The 18126-nt window shown below is 36.8% G+C and carries 17 protein-coding genes; 7 read left to right on the top strand and 10 right to left on the bottom strand.

Annotation, left to right across the window (positions count from 1 at the left end; translation table 11 throughout):
• From ACFIQE_RS03965 to parA, 6 genes are all read right to left on the bottom strand, one after another.
• Nucleotides 1–270: an EexN family lipoprotein gene (locus ACFIQE_RS03965; protein ID WP_375621544.1), complete on the bottom strand. Its 270-nt coding sequence runs from the start codon at nucleotides 268–270 to the stop codon at nucleotides 1–3.
• A 46-nt stretch (nucleotides 271–316) separates the two neighbouring features.
• Nucleotides 317–529 (bottom strand): EexN family lipoprotein, encoded by a 213-nt coding sequence (locus ACFIQE_RS03960; RefSeq protein ID WP_375621543.1) that lies wholly within the window; start codon nucleotides 527–529, stop codon nucleotides 317–319.
• 3 nt (nucleotides 530–532) lie between these two features.
• A complete protein-coding gene (locus tag ACFIQE_RS03955; RefSeq protein ID WP_375621542.1) occupies nucleotides 533–799 on the bottom strand; it encodes an EexN family lipoprotein in 267 nt (88 codons plus the stop codon).
• Between the two features lie 188 nt (nucleotides 800–987).
• The gene (locus ACFIQE_RS03950; protein WP_375621541.1) at nucleotides 988–1275 is read right to left on the bottom strand and encodes an EexN family lipoprotein; all 288 of its coding nucleotides are present in this window, start codon (nucleotides 1273–1275) and stop codon (nucleotides 988–990) included.
• A 1086-nt stretch (nucleotides 1276–2361) separates the two neighbouring features.
• Nucleotides 2362–2592 (bottom strand): plasmid partition protein ParG, encoded by a 231-nt coding sequence (locus ACFIQE_RS03945; protein ID WP_375613561.1) that lies wholly within the window; start codon nucleotides 2590–2592, stop codon nucleotides 2362–2364.
• Nucleotides 2589–3218, bottom strand: a complete 630-nt coding sequence (gene parA / locus ACFIQE_RS03940) for a ParA family partition ATPase (RefSeq protein ID WP_375613562.1) — start codon at nucleotides 3216–3218, stop codon at nucleotides 2589–2591. Before parA ends, ACFIQE_RS03945 begins: the two co-directional genes overlap by 4 nt.
• A gap of 997 nt (nucleotides 3219–4215) precedes the next feature.
• Between parA and ACFIQE_RS03935 the strand changes: the two genes are divergently transcribed.
• Complete coding sequence (locus ACFIQE_RS03935; RefSeq protein WP_375610590.1) at nucleotides 4216–4545, top strand: TIGR01244 family sulfur transferase; 330 nt, start codon at nucleotides 4216–4218, stop codon at nucleotides 4543–4545.
• A gap of 2118 nt (nucleotides 4546–6663) precedes the next feature.
• Here ACFIQE_RS03935 and ACFIQE_RS03930 read toward each other — a convergent pair.
• Together ACFIQE_RS03930 and ACFIQE_RS03925 are read right to left on the bottom strand one after the other, a co-directional pair.
• Nucleotides 6664–7665 carry a bifunctional riboflavin kinase/FAD synthetase gene (locus ACFIQE_RS03930; RefSeq protein WP_375621540.1) on the bottom strand — a complete coding sequence of 334 codons (1002 nt, stop codon included), beginning with the start codon at nucleotides 7663–7665 and terminating at the stop codon, nucleotides 6664–6666.
• Nucleotides 7665–8510, bottom strand: coding sequence for a TIGR01459 family HAD-type hydrolase (locus ACFIQE_RS03925; protein WP_375621539.1), 846 nt, complete (start codon nucleotides 8508–8510; stop codon nucleotides 7665–7667). Before ACFIQE_RS03925 ends, ACFIQE_RS03930 begins: the two co-directional genes overlap by 1 nt.
• A gap of 1193 nt (nucleotides 8511–9703) precedes the next feature.
• Between ACFIQE_RS03925 and ACFIQE_RS03920 the strand changes: the two genes are divergently transcribed.
• On the top strand, nucleotides 9704–10063 hold the full coding sequence (locus ACFIQE_RS03920) for a helix-turn-helix domain-containing protein (protein WP_375621538.1): 360 nt from the start codon (nucleotides 9704–9706) through the stop codon (nucleotides 10061–10063).
• 1057 nt (nucleotides 10064–11120) lie between these two features.
• On the opposite strand, the gene ACFIQE_RS03915 is transcribed toward ACFIQE_RS03920, so the two are convergent.
• Together ACFIQE_RS03915 and ACFIQE_RS03910 are read right to left on the bottom strand one after the other, a co-directional pair.
• The gene (locus ACFIQE_RS03915; RefSeq protein ID WP_375621537.1) at nucleotides 11121–11273 is read right to left on the bottom strand and encodes an EexN family lipoprotein; all 153 of its coding nucleotides are present in this window, start codon (nucleotides 11271–11273) and stop codon (nucleotides 11121–11123) included.
• Between the two features lie 1082 nt (nucleotides 11274–12355).
• Nucleotides 12356–13081 (bottom strand): hypothetical protein, encoded by a 726-nt coding sequence (locus tag ACFIQE_RS03910; protein WP_375706814.1) that lies wholly within the window; start codon nucleotides 13079–13081, stop codon nucleotides 12356–12358.
• Nucleotides 13082–13479: 398 nt separating this feature from the next.
• Between ACFIQE_RS03910 and ACFIQE_RS03905 the strand changes: the two genes are divergently transcribed.
• Genes ACFIQE_RS03905 through ACFIQE_RS03885 form a run of 5 tightly spaced genes read left to right on the top strand, consistent with a single transcriptional unit; the run spans nucleotide 13480 to nucleotide 17941 of the window.
• A complete protein-coding gene (locus tag ACFIQE_RS03905) occupies nucleotides 13480–13800 on the top strand; it encodes a TrbC/VirB2 family protein (protein ID WP_375610628.1) in 321 nt (106 codons plus the stop codon).
• Nucleotides 13801–14109, top strand: coding sequence for a type IV secretion system protein VirB3 (locus tag ACFIQE_RS03900; RefSeq protein WP_212112790.1), 309 nt, complete (start codon nucleotides 13801–13803; stop codon nucleotides 14107–14109).
• 22 nt (nucleotides 14110–14131) lie between these two features.
• Nucleotides 14132–16486, top strand: a complete 2355-nt coding sequence (locus ACFIQE_RS03895) for a VirB4 family type IV secretion/conjugal transfer ATPase (protein WP_375612194.1) — start codon at nucleotides 14132–14134, stop codon at nucleotides 16484–16486.
• The gene (locus tag ACFIQE_RS03890; protein WP_375707288.1) at nucleotides 16483–16968 is read left to right on the top strand and encodes a type IV secretion system protein VirB5; all 486 of its coding nucleotides are present in this window, start codon (nucleotides 16483–16485) and stop codon (nucleotides 16966–16968) included. The genes ACFIQE_RS03895 and ACFIQE_RS03890 overlap by 4 nt, the downstream gene beginning before the upstream one ends.
• Complete coding sequence (locus ACFIQE_RS03885; protein WP_375610597.1) at nucleotides 16955–17941, top strand: type IV secretion system protein; 987 nt, start codon at nucleotides 16955–16957, stop codon at nucleotides 17939–17941. Before ACFIQE_RS03890 ends, ACFIQE_RS03885 begins: the two co-directional genes overlap by 14 nt.
• Nucleotides 17942–18126: the final 185 nt, after the last annotated feature.

The raw sequence follows: 18126 nt of genomic DNA, 5'->3' as shown, positions 1-18126 counted from the left end.
TTAATTCCCTTCCTTTTTCTCTTCAGTTTTTTTCTCGTCATCATGTACAAAGCTTGAACCAGGCCAATCTCGGGCATGAACTTCACGATACGCTTTATCTGCATTTTTACAATTTTGAGAATCTAAATCCTCTGATATCATGCATTTCATTGCCCATTGCTCGAGTAATTTGGGATCCTTCTTAAATTCCGCTACGCTATAAGTTTTTTCACAACCAGCAACGACAAGTCCAGTACAAACCAGCAATGCTGTAATAATGGCTTTATTCATCAATAAAATTCCCCTTTTTTCAAATTTACAAAGTTTAGGACACAATTTAGGGCCTTAAAAAAAGTTCTACATATGCTTGTCGAAGGTTTTTACAATTTTGAGAGGATTTGAGCGGTGAATCATCGTTCTCACATTTCTTTGCCCATTCCTCGTATAATTTTTCATTTGTTTTAAATTCTTTTACACTATAAGTTTTTTCACAACCAGTAACAGCAAGTCCAGTACAAAGCAGCAATGCTGTAATAATGACTTTATTCATAATTTAATTCCCTTCCTTTTTATCTTCAGTTTTTTCTTGGTCGTCCTTTCCAGAGCCCAAAATTCCCCATTTTTTACGAGTCTCTAATTCAGCTTGTTCTGCGTTTTTACAATTTTTTGAATCAAAACTTCCTGCAATAAAACATTTCTCTAACCACTGATTGAGTAATTTGGGATCTTTCTTAAATTCCGCTACGCTATAAGTTTTTTCACAACCAGAAACGACAAGTCCCACGCAAAGCAGCAGCGCTGTTATAATGGCTTTATTCATCAATAAAATTCCCTTTTTTCAAATTTACAAAGTTTAGGACACAATTTAGCACCCGATTAAAATTGTACATTCGGTTCATTGTGCATTTTCAAAAATTTAAAAATCTACTTCTGTACGCGATTTTTCCCAACCTATGATGATAAATCGCGTACAAAGAAAAATACCGCTATCAATATATTTTTTATGATTTAATTGTTATCCTGCTTTTTTTCAGTTTCATTCCCCTTTTTGCTACTTTCACGAAGTTCCTTTGCAAGATTTCTATAATGCTCTTGAAAAAGTTCCATATCGGCTTGCATGACATTTTGACAATTCTTGGTTTCAAAAGCAGAGGGGCCCATTTTATCGCATTTCTTTCCCCATTCTTGCATCAATTTTTTATCTTTCTTAAACTCTGCTACGCTATAAGTTTTTTCACAACCAGAAACGACAAGTCCCACGCAAAGCAGCAGCGCTGTTATAATGATCTTGTTCATGATTTAACCCCTCTCTTTGTTTTATATTTTATTAACAATATCTTTGGGTTCACATCCCCTCCTATATTGTGACCTTGCGTCTAATTTTCCTTTGCAAATACGCACATTTTCAACGCAAACATGTTAAATCATGAGAGCCGCTTTCATTTATCAGACTTGCATTTGTAACATTATCTGCACGGCAGCTCTTTGTATTTGAAGTGTTAAAACTTCAGCAAAAATTCTGATATCTTGACATTCTCAAAAAGCATTTTAATCATTTCTTTTCCTTCAAGAACCTCTTGGTAACGAGAAGCAGCACGATTTCTTACCCCAAATTCGTCATGCCTATACCCATTGCAAATTCCCTGCAAACGAAAGAATACAGCTTTTAGTCAACTAATTGCGCTCTTATCATTTCTAAACCACCGGAAAAGAAAGAAAGCTTTAAGTCCCCTGCACTTTTTAAAAGCCAATAGAAATGCTAAAAAAGCAATCTTATACATTCCAATTGAAGAAAAAAGCCTATTGCCTTGCGTACCATTACAGCTGGCATTAACTATTTAAGACTATAAAATCATATAAATGTAAGAAATATTGTCTATAATATGCTCAATGAATTCTTTTGTTTATTAGGAAATAATTATAGCGCGTCAATATCAGTAAATTTTACTTATTTTTATCCCCCCCTTATAAACATGAATATAATTTAATAAAACGGATTACTGCATAACAGAAAAAAATAATCAACGCTACTCTTAATTACATTATTGACGCATGTATTAAGTACAATAAACAAAAATAACCTGATGTTTAAAATCATTATCAAGATAATTTTTATGGAAGAATAAACTTATCTACTCATCTAGCGGATAAGATCACAAGTAGTATGATGATTATCACATTTATAGGGAAAAGTTTGAAACGGAGAATTTTTCGCAAACTCATAGCTCTTTCATGCGATGATACAGAACCTTATGAAAAACAACTTGAATGAAGCAACCATCGTGAAAAAAGAAGAGCACTTTTATTATTAACTTCGTATAAAAACAATCGATATCATCTCTAGAAAAAGAACTCAAACCAATGAAATTATCGTATCATTTTTTACACTTTTCCGTATTTTTGTGAAAGCAATTCGCGGACCTCATCAGCTATTTTAGTTCCACGACTTGCACAACTGACCTTAATCAACCGATGCAAACTTTCTGGTATATCAATCGTGAGGCGCTTCATACCTCCACTCATGCTCCCTTTGTGGCTTCCTATCCATGCATCCGCTGTTAAAGGAATTGATTTATTGGTTGGTTTTGTGCCAATTTTAATTTTTTTACTCATCGTGCTAACTCCTTGATTTCCGCTGCAACCGCTTCAATCTCTGCCGCTGCGGGTCCTTGCTTATCAACTTCATAAACGGCCTTCCCCTGTGCTGCTGCTTCTGCAAAAATCACGCGCTGCGCAACACTAGAAGAAAGAACATGCACAGGGTATATGCCAAGAGCTTCGTTCACATCGCGCCCTATCGCTGTATTGACGATTTTACGATTAATAACAAAAGCAGATTTGAGATTCTCTTTATAAACGCGTGCTTCATCAATCAGCTTTACAATTCCATCCGCTGCCCAAATATCATAGGGACTAGGCAAAACAGGGATAAGCACCAAATCCGAAGCCATAAGAGCACTACGAGCAAGATCCGTCACACGCGGAGGACCATCGATAATAATATGATCATAACCATGACCAATCTGTGTAATCTCTTTGTGAACCGTTGCACGCGGTAAACCAATAACTGAAAACAAAGGAGCATCTTCACGTACAGCAGCCCAATCCAATGCGCTTCCCTGTGGGTCAACATCAATAAGCAATACCCGTGTACCAGTACGTGCAAAACTGGCAGCAAGATTAACACTCAACGTCGTTTTTCCGACACCTCCCTTTTGATTCAAAAGTCCAATGATCATCCATTACGCCTTTCAGTATTATCGTTTTTACGATTATACTGAAAGTAATAAAAGAAACAAGCATCCAATACGTGCAAAATAACCATTTCTCCCATTTTCAGGATAAATAACAATAGCCCGCAATTTTTTATAATATTCTTTAACATGAGCAAAACATTATGAAGATGATATTCTTGAAAATAACAAAATAAATTTAAAAGAGGCATGCTCTTCTTCCCCCCCACCCTAAAACGAAGTTTCTTAAATCCATGTCGATCTGTAAACAATGCGCTGTAAATGATCCAGCTTCTTATTTTGCACCGGCCTTTTGGGATTCTCCCTTCATGCAATCCACTTAATGCAACTCTACAAACAAGCTCCACTCTGAATATACAACAAACTATAAGGAGAATTCATTGTTTTGCACGTTGAATGAGAGAGCCGAAATCAGGAAGATTCTCTCATTTCATGCCTCTTATATTAAATTAATCAAAATCATATCTCTTGTACGTACAATCAGGGCTGGCGTGTGGGTAAAAACTGTACAAGAAAGGATTTAAAATGCTTCTTATGCAGAATCTCCAAGTACCAAGAACTATTACAATATTGGAGGTTGGCAAATATAACAATGGTACCGACTTCCTTCTTCATAAGCGTAAAAAGGGTGGTGATCCATGAATTTTATACTCTTTGACGCTCGACAGAGTAAAATGGGCTTAAGAGAAATAAGGGTACCTCTAGCAAGCGCGTAAACAAACAACACAATGAAATGTCTATGCTGAGTAAACACTATAGATTATCCATAAAGACCAAACATCCGTCTTTTATAAGATCGCATAACGAACATGTTGCGGAATGAGATATTTTGCATCTTACAGCTCATTTTTCCCAAATAGATCTTCTCGACAAAAAGAATATTTTTGTTAAGATGCCAGTGAAAAACTTACCTTCATTATGTTCTTTCTATATATTAGACCAGAGGGTATCGTGAAGATCGTGCAATTGAGAATAAATAAAAATGAATTTACAACAAATTGAACCTGATATTTTTATCAGCGCCCAACTTAGCATAGAAAATATCAAAACATTGGCACAAGCTGGTTTTAAAACAATTATCTGTAACCGCCCCGATCACGAAGAGCTCCATCAACCTGACTTTTCTAGCATTAAAACGGTCGCAAATGAATATGGCATAAAAGCCTATCACATTCCCATTTCTCCTCCAACTATAGAAAAGTCAGCTGTTGAAGCCATGCAAACAATTTTAAAAACAGCCTCTCTGCCTCTTCTTGCCTATTGTCATCACGGATCACGCTCGCTGCATCTTTATCGTTTAGCGCGTCTTTAAACAGAGGGGTTGCACACTTCCGCCTCGCCTTAAAAGACGAAGATTCTTAAATATACATCGATCTGTAAAAAAATAATCAGTCAATAATCTTTGTCTTGCACCTTTCCACTCAGGCTTCACATTTCATAAAACTCTATGAGCAAGCTTTGCTCCTCAATATACAACAAGCATGCACACCCGAAGCCATAAAAATGCATGAAAATTCATATGATGATCAAAGAAAATTATTTTCACCTCACTTTTTATCACTGCTCCACCTTCTTTTTCTCTTCCTTTACCAATACGAACTCATTCGTACGCCACAGACACCTAAAATGACAGTAAAACCACTAAGAAAACCCTATATTCCGAATAAAAGGCGTGCAGAGTATTTTATAAAAAAAGTCGTAAGCCATAATCTATGGTTAACTACAACATATTGATTTATAACAATTAATTATTTTGCACGTTGAATGATAAATCCTAATACCGTAAGATTCTCTCAAGCCTATTTATAGTGAAGCAATCAAAAGCGTGTTTCTTGCATGTCACAAGCAGGAAGTGTTCGTGTGAAATAAAACGAGTTAAGAAAAAACTCTCATAAGCGCTCTCAAATAGCCTAGACTGTACAACACTAAAGGCTTGTCAATATAACGGATGGTGTCGGATTGCTCTTTTATTAGGCATAAAGATGATAGCCCTCAACGAAGCTTTCAAGATACCATTCATGAATGTCATCATGAAAATGAATATGGGAAGCGTTGAAAGATATTTCTTTAAAAGAAGTGCATAAATTAGCAACACAAGGATATTCCAGCATTTTATTTTACCTGTAGGGCGTGATATCCTATTCAAAGAACAAGAACAACCTGAAACTGTTATTTTCATGATTTAAGAGATATTGCTCTGGACCCTTTTGAAAGTGGCAAACCCGAATGTAAAAAAGACTGTCATCTGGACTGATTTTCTCCTTTATAACTTCATATTTTTCCCCAATAAGGCTGTAAACCGGTTTCAGAGATTACGCAAATGGATAATGCAATAGGGCTCTCCTCATCTAGTATACAAAAGCTGTAACAGCAGAGAGAGCATTAAAGCGCTTTAATCTTCGTCTCAAACATACTGCTCGCGTTGAGGAACACTAAAGCAAAAGTTTTATGAGAAAAACAATACGATACAGTCACGAATAGAGCGAACATAGATTGGAAAGATGTCCCAACTTTTATCCAATATTTCTATCAAAAAACAACAAAACATTATTGGCTTTGTGTTTTCATATCCTTACAAGACTGTCTTTCCTTTTCATTATAGGCGTTACATTTGTGAAAGACAAAGGAAATATATGGATAGTTTTTAACTTGAAAATCTGAAAGATTGACGTGTTACGACAACAAAATTGTGCCTTTATCCATCAAAAGCATTAGAAATTTTGAAACAATACACCTGCTTTCTTGCAATGATTTCTTTTTATCTGCAATCAATCGCACAGTCTCCTTAATATGCATTCCCCATCACAATATACAAGAGAAAGGAGACTTAAAGCATCTTCCAGCAGCTTCATTCTCTTTTACGTGATTGGTTAGCACAAAAACTGCTGCTAACCACTGATCTTCTTCACGAGACTTGACAAATAAACCTTTTTTAAAAATATTCATTACATAATACAAAATATCACATGCGTAAGGTTACACGAACCAACTCTCATCATAAACGATGATACGGCATAAATGACATAATAAAAAAAATTAGAAAGAAGAAACAATAAACTTTTAAAATAAAAAAAGTCATCAATTAAATTTTATCAAACTATAAGCTTAAAATCGCAAGAAATTTTAAAAACAGCCTTTCTCCCTCTTCACGTCTATTATTGCTAAATAGGCTGGTTGCTTATTCTTTACTGCATCTTTTATGATGAGTTTTAACGTATCAGAAAGAAACAAGCAGTAAAGTTTTGAATGACAACAAAAACCATAAAGTTAACTTTGAAAAAAATGATGCCAAAATCAGATCTTCAGATATTCGATTCTCCCTCTCAACAACGGAAAAAACATATATTCCACGATGTTTTGGAATATATCTTTGTGATTATAATCACTTTAAGTGCTATTTTTACGGCTCTTCTCTCTTTTTCAGATCAGTTTAGGACATATTTTTAAAAGTAAGCAGCCTATCCAACGTTGATAATGGTTGTACTGTCTTTAAAATTTCTTTTGCTTTCTTTTCATCACGATGCATTTGCGCAATCAAAGGTTCAAGTCCATCAAATTTTTCTTGTCCTCGCAAAAACTGGAAAAAAGAAACGGTACAGCTTTCCCCATAAAGGTCGTCGTTAAAGTCAAACAAATAGGTTTCCAAAAGGGGCGCCCCATCCTTAACAACCGTTGGACGACAACCAAAGCTTGCAACACCATCATACAAAACACCGTTCGCACGACGCAAACGTACCGCATAAACACCATGAGCCAAACGAACTTGGGGAGGCAACATTTGATTAGCGGTAGGAAATCCCAAAAGACGTCCAAGTTTTTCACCTTGAATAATATTGGAGCGTATCCGATAGTGATACCCTAACAAATGGGCTGCTTTGTCCACTTCCCCTTGTGAGAGAAGTTGCCGAATAAAACTCGAGGAAATGATCAAAGATTGTGACTCTTGAGGACGAGAAACGCAAGAAACTTGCACAACCTCAAATCCATATTTCTCTCCCCTTTGGCAAAGAAGATGTACATTTCCGCTTTTCTGATGACCAAATTGAAAATTTTCGCCTGTCACCACAACTGAAACATCAAAAACTTCCTTTAAAAACGACTTAATAAATTCGTCCGCTGAAAGAGCGGCAAACTGTGCATCAAAGGGCTGTTCAATCACGCCGTCAAAACCAAGGGTTTTAAAAATTTCAGCTTTTTCAGCTGCCTCTGTCAAACGATAGACAGGAGCTGAATGTTGAAAAAAACTTCTTGGATGGGGTTCAAAAGTTAAAACAACAGATGATTTCTTTTTTATACGCGCGAAATCAAGTGCTTTTTGCAACACCACCTGATGCCCACAATGAACACCATCAAAATTTCCAAGTGCCAACACTGCTCCCCGCCAAGCCGAGGGAAACATATGAATTCCCTGAAGACGCAAAAAATTAGTCATTACTGAAGTGCCCACATGATTGCTTGTGGTTTATAACCATGATGTTCAAGAAAAGAATGCAAAGCTTGCTTATCAACCACACCCTTTTGCGTATAATCATAATGATGAATCCCCCCCATAATATAAAGGGCATCAAGACCAAAGTGAGCCGCCCCCTTAATATCCGTTAAAAGACCATCACCAATAGCTAAAACTTGACTTTTTTCTACTGTTCCCCGTATTTTTTGAAGTTTTTCAAAGGCACATTCATAAATAGGCGCGTGAGGTTTTCCAGCAATGCGCACTTCCCCCCCTAATTGTTGATAAAGACGAGCCAATGCACCAGCGCACCAAAATTCTTTATTTCCATAATGGACAATCACATCTGGGTTCGCACAAATAAAAGGTAAATTCCGCGACCGTATACGACGAAACATCTCCTCATAAGCAGAGGGTTCTTCGTCAAAATCTTCAAGAAAACCGCTACAGACGACAACAGAAGCCTCCCATTCTTCAACAAATTCACACTCTAACCCTTCAAACAGCACCAAATCACGTTGTGAACCAATGAAAAAAACTTTACGTGGAGCAGTCTGAATGAGATCGCGCGTTACATCCCCTGAAGTGATAATGGCATCATAATAGTCGCTATGAACATTCATGCTTTGTAATTGAGCAGCAACATCTTCCCGTAGCCGAGGAGAATTGGTTAATAAAATGACAGTTTTTCCCATTTGTCGGATTTTATACAACGCCTTCAACGCTGGTTCAAATGCATGTACACCGTTATGCACAACACCCCACACATCACAAAAAACAGCATCATAATGCGCTATAATAGTCTCAATATGGGTAAGTTCATTCATGGTGCACCTATCTCTATTTGTCATTTAAAGCTGTCTTTTACTTCAAAACTACTTACCGAAAGATAATACTTGTGTCATCTGCTTTCTCAAACCATATCCCAACTTTTTATCGTCTATAGAGATCATAAGAAATGATAAAATAACTAAGTTATCATTAAGTTGTGCAAAATTCTAAAATGCTTGATAGCAAAAGCTTATCATTCCCCAATGCTATTTTTCTCATAAAAATTTTAATTCTAACAACAACGACGTTGATAGAGTTTTTTATCTAAAATACTCAAATTCTTCACTGAGAAAATAAACGTATCCCCCTCTTAAAAACATGCATCATGAGAAAGCCCAATATATTTTCTCATTTCAAATTTGTTTATATTGAATCAATCAAAACTATTGACTTACATATTATAAGCAGAGAGCGTACAGATAAAAACACGTGAAGAAAGAAAAAATAGCTCTTAGGCTCCCTTTCAAAGGCAAAAACTGTCGTAATATTTTGAACTGGCAGAGAGTATATGCCGTCCGAGCATCTTTTTTTCAGTAAAGATAGCAATATAGCTTTTATCCCATTCATAGAGGCTTTTACGCTATATACTTTACGAAGCGCCATTGTAAAATAGGCGCTAACATTGAGAAATATCTTCTAAAACAAACATGTGAATATACAACAATCAGATCTATAATGTTTTGAGTTTATTTTGCATGAGGGCTCTTTACTCATAAAAGCTTTCCCCTATCATCATGATATCTCAGACGCATCAAAACAAGTCATTTTGATTATTGGTTAAGGACAGCACCGTAAGCGGTGACTTGAGCTTAAAAACCAAGCTTTACCTTCGTAAAATGCATATCTGATGTCATGAGTTGAGTAAGCAAACCTTAAAACTTTGAAAGGCAAACAACCTCCTATTTTAAAAAATCTATCCGTCTCAAGAAAAACTATTTTTATTGCCAATCTCCTAAAATTACTTTATGAATCGAAAAATGTTTTGATCGCATACGCAACGATCAAAAGGGGTCTTGAAAACCCGAAACCCTAGCGTAAAAATAAACCCACTATGTGGGTATCCCGGAATTCCGGGAGATTTTGCTATGTCCAGGTGCTCCAAGCACTAAAAGCAAAATGCTGACTAGGGTTCAGTGTTTTCAAGCTCCCGGAATACCAATGCGAGGGCGCTCGCGCCTGGAGGGGGAAAATGCAAGCTCAAAATCTTAATATTGATCTTTTTGTAGGCAAAAAAGTTCGCTTTAGGCGAAAAGTGCTAAAAATGTCTCAAAAAACATTAGGGCATCATTTAGGTGTCACTTTCCAACAAATCCAGAAATATGAAAAAGGCTTAAATCGCGTGAGCGCAGGACGTTTAAAGGAAATTTCCGATATTTTGAATGTTCCACTTGCCTTTTTTTACACTGATATCATCAAAAAAGACAACACCCCGTACCATTATGATGAAATCGCCTCGAGCAAAGAGGAATATTTGCTTTTAAAAAGTTTTAGAGTCCTCACATCTGTCAAGCAGAAAGCGATTTTAAACTTAATTTGTGATCAAAATTAAAACGCTTTAAAAGCATAGCTATAAAGTGCTACACACCCTATTCTTGTCTTTCTCCCCACACCCCAAAAGGATGCCCCCCTCCTCAAACCGGTTGATAAACGATCCGCCTTTTCAAAAATAGCTCCTTCTCAGCTTCCCATTTCATATGGTTCCTTTCACAAAATTATATAAACAAGCCCTCCCTTGAATATTCATCACACTCTCTTATCAAAACACCCCATGTATAAAGTTTTATGTCTTATATCACCACACCCGCAAACAATAGCGTTTTACAGCACAACAGAATAAGTATTTATCTGTATTTAAAGAGTGGCCCCCTTTTCGCTATGGACGCTCTATTTATTTTAAATGATGTACATTTAATATACCTGCTATTAAAGACTTAGTATCTGTTATAAAGTCTTAAAGGCATATTTTCCCTCTAAAATCTCAATGCTACACCAACTCTATCATAAGGCAAAACATTGATTTATAAAGACAATTTATTGTTTTACATGTTGAATGAGAATCCAGAATATCGTAAGATTCTTTCATTTCAGACTTGTTCCATGTTGAATCAACCAAAACTATATCTCTTGCAGGTTACAAGTGGGAAGAGGCGTATGGATAAAAACTATTAAGTAAGAATTAAAAATGCCTCAAACGAACCGTCTCAATTACCAAGAGCTGTAAGCAACACCCACAAGCTGACAAACTGTGTGATGGTGCAAGGCTTACTCCGTTATGAAGTGTAAAGATGGAGGTGCTCAATGGATTTACCCTTATACCCTTTACGAACAGCGTCGCAAAATAGGCTTGGATACCTTGAGAGATATTTCTATAAGACAATGCTATCCAATTCTCTCATGATTATAATCCTCAATCTGATAAAGTTGAAACAAACAATAAGATTGCGAATATGATTTGGGGAGCTCATCTGAAAGATGAAAAATGATAAAAAATTCCGCTATAACAATTGAAGAAGCGAGCATTCGTTGAGCCATAACTTCTTTATTTTAGAATTTTTATATCACACTTTACTGTTGAGATGCATGACCACGGTCTGTAACATCAAGCTTTACGAGAAAACCATTTCAGTATCTGCTTGTAAGACATTTTGACAGTTTTTAGATTCCTTAACAAATTGTCCTGAAAGAAAACACTTCGTTCCCCATTCTTCTCTTAATTTTGCATCTTTTTTTAAATCTTCTACGCTATAGTTTTTTTTCACACCCCAAAACGAATAATAGAGTCATGCATAATAAAATAATTTTTTTTCATTTTATCCCTCTTTAAATACCTTATCTGTTAATATCATCTCCCCAAATGAGGGTTGAATTTCTGTATGAGAATACAGCCTCACTATCACTTGCTTACTTTCAAAGTGAATACTCTGAGTAAAATAACGCAAAGAAGAGCTCACAATAGCTATCGTATGAGTTTGACATTAAAACGCAATAAGAAGGGAAAGGGCAAAAACTGAACACAAATGACGAAATCAGAAGACGCATTAATGCTTTTGTCCAACTGATTTCAAATAGTTACATTGCAATAGGCATCGCCCCTAGCCCTATAGAAAGCCTATGAGCATTATAATACTTAAATCTCACGATCAATGGACTATGCAGCCATAACAAAAAAGTATGAGCTCTTTTTACCTATTTGTATGTTGATTATTGTTCCTCCATCGAGGCCTAAATAGAAACGTTTTGTGATATATAGAAAACAATCAGCAATGCAAATCATTTTACGAAGATTTCTTCGTGTAGAGTCTATTTGAAATCCATCCATCATTTGGAAGTCTGAATTTAAAAGCAGATAATTATGAAAGCTTTTCAAGGAATGCAACAGATTGATCACTTTTAAAGAAGTAAAAAACGTGATCCAATCCTGAAGACAAAATTCTGATGAAAAAACTTTTGTTATGAATTCTTTTAAGGCATTGTGAAAGATTTTATCCATTATATCAAACGTTACACCATTTTTGGGTCTGTTTATTTTTTACTTTTATCAACACCGCTCTAGAAATCCGTTTCTTGAGCGTTTTTTATCGCCTCACTTCTCCTTCAAACACAAATACTCAAAAATGCTTTGCCACCAACAATGACATTTTCCTGCTTTTATAAAACACATAAGTAAAAATAGAGAAGCGATTTTGAAAGCAACCCTACCTTGAAAAGGGAATTACCATCCATTTACTTCCTAAACGAAAATAATCTCACCGTTTATTCAAATTTGCTCTACGATTTGGTACAATTTTATTGATAAAGTTTTCTCTATAAAAATTTAAGTAAATATGTTCGTTAAAACCAATCATGGACTAGCAAAGGGGTTATAGGATCCATTATCTCGCCGCCATTTTAAAGGTTCAGTGAAATCACTCGACCAAAGACCAATCTTGTTGCCACGTGCTTTTTCTTCCGCATGATGATACTGGGATGGAATAGGATTTTTCCCCTCTTTTGAGAGTACCAACATACCTTCTTTAAGACCTTCCTCAGCTAAATCAACCCCTTGAACAAAACATTGCGCATAATAAACACCATTGTGCATCAAAGCCTGTTTACAGGATAAATCCTGCCCAAGTGTTTTGGTGACAAGCCAAGCCGTTGTAACCGCACCACAGGGCCATTCTTGATCATTTAATCTTGCTTTTTGACGGGGTGCACATGTGTCCACACCATAAAGATGAATATCACGGGAGATATGTGAGCGCCAAGATTGTGCAGCAGGCGTCAGTAATTTAAATGTAGCCCCACTTGTAACAGAAGCCTTACCATGAAAAACAACAGCATTATTTGCAACATCATTTAATGAAACACTCTTCTGCAAATCGAGAGCTGGTTCATTTTTTTCTAATTGCTGTTTGGTGATAGATCTACCCAACTTTTTTTCTTCTCGATAGAGATCGACAATATCTTGGATATCTTGCGTCTCAAATGTTTTAAGAATGCTGAAATCCATTTTATCTTTATATTGGCTTAATCCCCACACCGTAGCCCCCATAATGTAAATAATAACAATCAATTTAAATAGCATCTCTTAACACGCTCGCTCAAAAAATTCGTTTTTTTCCTATCATGTCAGATTATTGATCAGCAATCCCCTTGTTTTTAAAGAAAAAATCCAAATATAAGTGTTGCAGATTAACTACATTTTGTAAAGAATGATATTCTTTCTTTCATTATTTTAATATTGTTATTTTTACCAATATACACAACTTAAAATTGCCATTTTCATGTAACACAATCTCAATTTGAAAAGACTTCTGTCTCTTTACGAAGAAGAGCTTGAGAGTGAACAGATCCACGATCAAGGCTTTTAAAACAAACAAACGAGAAGAATTAAACTGTCATCAAATGACAGCACTTTCCAGTTTGTTAGAGGCAATGGAATGTCGACATATGAACAAATATTATTTGTTAAAGAGAGGTAAAATGACAGATAATAGATTCCAAAACATCATTTTTATCGTGACCATGCTGCTTTTTACCGCATTGCTTGTATCAGATCCTTCTTATGCTGCTTCTACTGCTGGTGGAGGTGGTTTCGGGAAGCTCGATGGTGTTTTAGGCAACATTGTCGCAATGATGACGGGTCCAACGGCAAGACTCATTGCTATTATATGTGTTGCTGCTGTGGGGATTGGTTGGATGTACGGCTTTATTGATTTACGCAAAGCAGCTTACTGTGTTCTGGGGATTGCTATTGTTTTTGGTGCTCCCACTCTCGTCGGTAAATTAGCGGGCACAACATAAATGAATGAAGATACTCTTTTCCTTGCCTGTACGCGCCCGGCCATGTTTGCTGGTGTTACAATGGAAGCGATGGCGCTCAATGTCATGGCGACATCCATTCTTTTCATTTTGACCAGTGATTTTACCATGTTTGGTCTTGGGATTGGGATGCACTTTATTTTGCGAGAAGTGACAAAGTACGATCACAATCAATTTCGCGTATTGTTTGCATGGCTCAATACCCGAGGAAAACAAAAAAACCTCAACCGATGGGGAGGAGGTTCTACCTCCCCTTTACGCCTTATCCGCACCTATAAGGAACTAAGCTGAAGGAACGAAATTGGTGAAACAGATGTCAATAATGAAACGGGAAACTTTGCCTGAAGAATATATTCCCTATATACGCTACATCAACCAACATGTCGTTGCTTTAAATTCACGATGTTTAATGGTTGTGATGGCTGTTGAGGGTATAAATTTTGACACTGCGGATATTGATCAATTAAATTCTTTACACAACCAATTAAACACCCTTTTAAAAAATATCGCAGACGAACGGCTTGCTTTATATTCTCACATCATCCGCCGCCGTGAAACGATATACCCAGAAGGTCATTTTCTTTCATCTTTTGCAACAACATTAGATGAAAAATATAAAAAGAAAATGGTTTCGCAAGAACTGTATAGAAATGATCTATTTATTTCACTGCTTTGGAATCCGGCCGCGGATAAAACAGAAAAGCTGGTTTCATTTTTTCAGCGCTTGAGCAAAGCCAAGAAAACACAATCTGAGCCCGATGAGGAAGCTATTCGTAAACTCGAAGAGTTAAGTCAAGATCTTATGCAAGGTTTGGAAGAATATGAAGTTCGTCTGCTATCCATCTATGAACATGAAGGACTTTTATTTGCCGAACAAAGTGAATTTCTCCACCAGCTAGTGGGGGGAAGACGTGAGCGTATTCCTCTCACATTTGGAACTATTGCTTCAACAATTTACTCGGATCGTGTTATTTTTGGGAAAGAAATTATCGAAATTCGCCATGAAAGCAATGAACGCTTTGTGGGCATGTTTGGATGGAAAGAGTATCCTTCTAAAACACGCCCAGGTATGACTGATGGTCTGCTTACGGTGCCATTTGAATTCATCTTAACACAATCCTTTGTCTTTAAAAGTAAGGCAGCCGCCAGTGCGATTATGAGCCGCAAACAAAATCAAATGATCAATGCAGCTGACCGTGCTAGCTCACAAATCGATGCACTGGATGAAGCGCTAGATGATTTAGAATCAAACCGTTTTGTTTTGGGAGAACACCACATTTCTTTAGCTGTTTTTGCTGATCATCCTAAAATATTGTCTGAAAACTTATCAAAAGCACGTTCCCATTTAACCAATGGAGGAGCCGTGATTGCCAGAGAAGATTTAGGATTGGAAGCAGCATGGTGGGCACAGCTTCCTGGAAACTTTAGCTATCGTGCACGTTCAGGCGCCATTACCAGCAGAAATTTTGCCGCTTTATCGCCCTTCCATTCTTTCCCTGTTGGAAAACTGAACGATAATGTTTGGGGAGCTGCTGTCGCATTGCTAAAAACACAGGCTGGTTCACCTTACTATTTTAATTTTCATTATGGCGATCTTGGAAACACATTTGTTTGTGGTCCATCAGGATCTGGTAAAACAGTGATTGTTAATTTTCTTCTTGCACAATTACAAAAACACAATCCAACAATGGTTTTTTTTGATAAAGATCAAGGAGCAGAGATTTTTGTACGGGCTGGAGGAGGGAAATACAAACCTTTAAAAAATGGGCAGCCCACGGGTATTGCTCCCTTAAAGGGCATGGAATACACCGAAAAAAATAAAATCTTTCTTCGTAATTGGATCTTAAAGCTGGTGACTGCTGAAGGGCAAATCGTAACAGAAGAAGAGCGACAAGATATCGCCAAAGCCATTGATTCCTTAGAAAACTTACCCCCAACCCAGCGCTCTCTTGGTGCCCTTCAACTGTTTTTTGACAACACATCCAAAGAAGGAATTGCCATACGGCTGCAACGCTGGATTAGAGGCAATGATTTAGGATGGGTTTTTGATAATGACCAAGATGATCTCAATTTAAATGCGCAGTTCATTGGATATGACATGACCGATTTCTTAGATAATGAAGAAATTCGGCGCCCCTTAATGATGTATCTTTTTCACCGCATTCTTGATTTGATTGATGGGCGACGTATCATTATCGTCGTTGATGAATTCTGGAAAGCTTTAGAAGATGATTCATTCAAAGCTTTTGCGCAAGATCGGCTAAAAACAATCCGTAAACAAAATGGCATGATGCTCTTTGCAACACAAAGCCCTAAAGATGCTTTGAACTCAACAATCGCACACACAATTATTGAGCAATGCCCCACCCAAATATTTTTTCCAAATCAAAAAGCAAATTACAATGATTATGTCGAAGCTTTCAAACTTACTGAGCGTGAATTTGAACTGATACAGTCAGAGTTAAGCAGAGAATCCCGTCGTTTTCTCATCAAACAAGGACAAAGTTCCGTCGTTGCAGAACTTAACTTACGTGGAATGAATGATGAGATCGCCGTTTTAAGCGGCACAACAAAAAACATTGAACTCATGAATGAAATTATCAACGAATATGGAGCTGCCCCTGACAAATGGCTGCCCATATTTTATCAAAGGAGAAAAAATCAATGAAAAAATATGGCTTAGTTACACTGTTATCTTTTTCTTTTATTTCTCATGCAATAGCGCAAACAACACCCGATGTAGATGAATATTATAAACAAGCACTCGAGAACACACAAAAATTAGATGCTGCAAAATCAGAAACAGCTGAAAACATTTATAAAAGCGCAACTGAAACTGCAAATAAAATCAAAGAAATAAATCATCAGCTTGAACAACTTAAATCACAAAAAGACATAAAACCTGAAGAATTGCAAGCTCTTCGGCAAGATCTTCAAGTAAAGCTTTCTCTTCTTCAAGCAGGTCTTCAAGTAAGTTCTTTAAAACTTCAGTCTCTTGATATGATTCAAGCAAGAGATACGAAAACAAAAGATGAGCTACGTGAAGAAAAGGAACAACAAAAGCATAAATATCTTGAGGCACAATTAAAAGAAAAAGAAAAGAAATTAAAAGAAAAACTTGAAAGTACGAGTACAAATGTCAGACTTTAGTTTTTCTCCCTTTGAAAGCGTTTCTGGGTATATTTTAAAACCCCTTGATAATGTGATGGACACGACGGTGAGTGGGCTGTCTTCTGCTATTTCAGCGCCCTTAAATCTCGCCGCAATCATTTTTATCTTTCTTTATGGCTATAATGTTATGACAGGTCGCGTTGCGCTTTCCATGCATAGTCTTCTCAATAATGTTGTTAAAATCGTTGTTGTTACAACAATGGCAACGAATGCGGATACATTTAATACTTATGTCAAGGATATTTTCTTCAATGATTTATCCAATGCTATTGGGAATGCGCTTAACAGTAATCCTGCAAGCTCCAATGTTTTTGATTATATTTTGTTAAAAGCAAGTTCGCGTTATCAAGAAGTCTTATATAATGCTTGGTTTTTTGAAAAGATCATTGTGGGTCTTCTTGGTTCTATCATGCTTCTCGCGGTTATTCTTTTTTGTATAGGTGGTTTTATTGTGCAAATGTTTGCACAAGTTGCACTCGTCATGATTATAGGTCTTGGGCCTCTATTCATTAGTTTGTATTTGTTCAATGCAACGCGAAAATACTCCGATGCATGGATTACAACTTTGATCAATTTTACCATTTTACAAGTTCTCGTAATCATGCTTGGAACTATTATATGTCAAGTTATCCTACAGGTTCTCAAAGTTTCATATGAATCAATTTATGTTCTTTTTCCCCCTGTCATCGTCATTTCGATCATAGGAGTTATTATCTTCCGTGCGCTTCCTGGTATTGCAACAGCGCTGGCCTCTGGCGGACCATACTTTAACGCTGGTGTCTCTTCAGGAGGACAGATTTTTACAATGCTTTCCAATGGTGCAAGAGCGAGTGGCAATGCAGTAAAAAGTGCCACTTCACAAATCTCAGGAGCTGCCGGTAACGCTGTTAGAAGTGCGGCAGGGGCGGCAGCAAAAGCAGGTAAATCCGGAGGCGGTCGTGGTCGATTTTAAGATAAAGCACCTTTTTAAAAGAATAAGCATTTTTGTTTTTGCCTTGTGTGCGCCCTTTGGCGCACACGCCATGATCCTGTTCCAGATAAAATCTAACATCTTGGGTCTAACAACAAAACCAATCAAAATCTTGCATCACATAAACTTGTAAAAATGTTCAGAACAAAGGCTCTCATGCATTGTAT

It is taken from the genome of Bartonella sp. AA1HLJMS (genome assembly GCF_042197445.1).
In the GTDB taxonomy this organism is placed as follows: domain Bacteria; phylum Pseudomonadota; class Alphaproteobacteria; order Rhizobiales; family Rhizobiaceae; genus Bartonella.
Note: the sequence above shows the minus strand (reverse complement) of the source record. Positions and strands in the feature narration are given on the sequence as shown.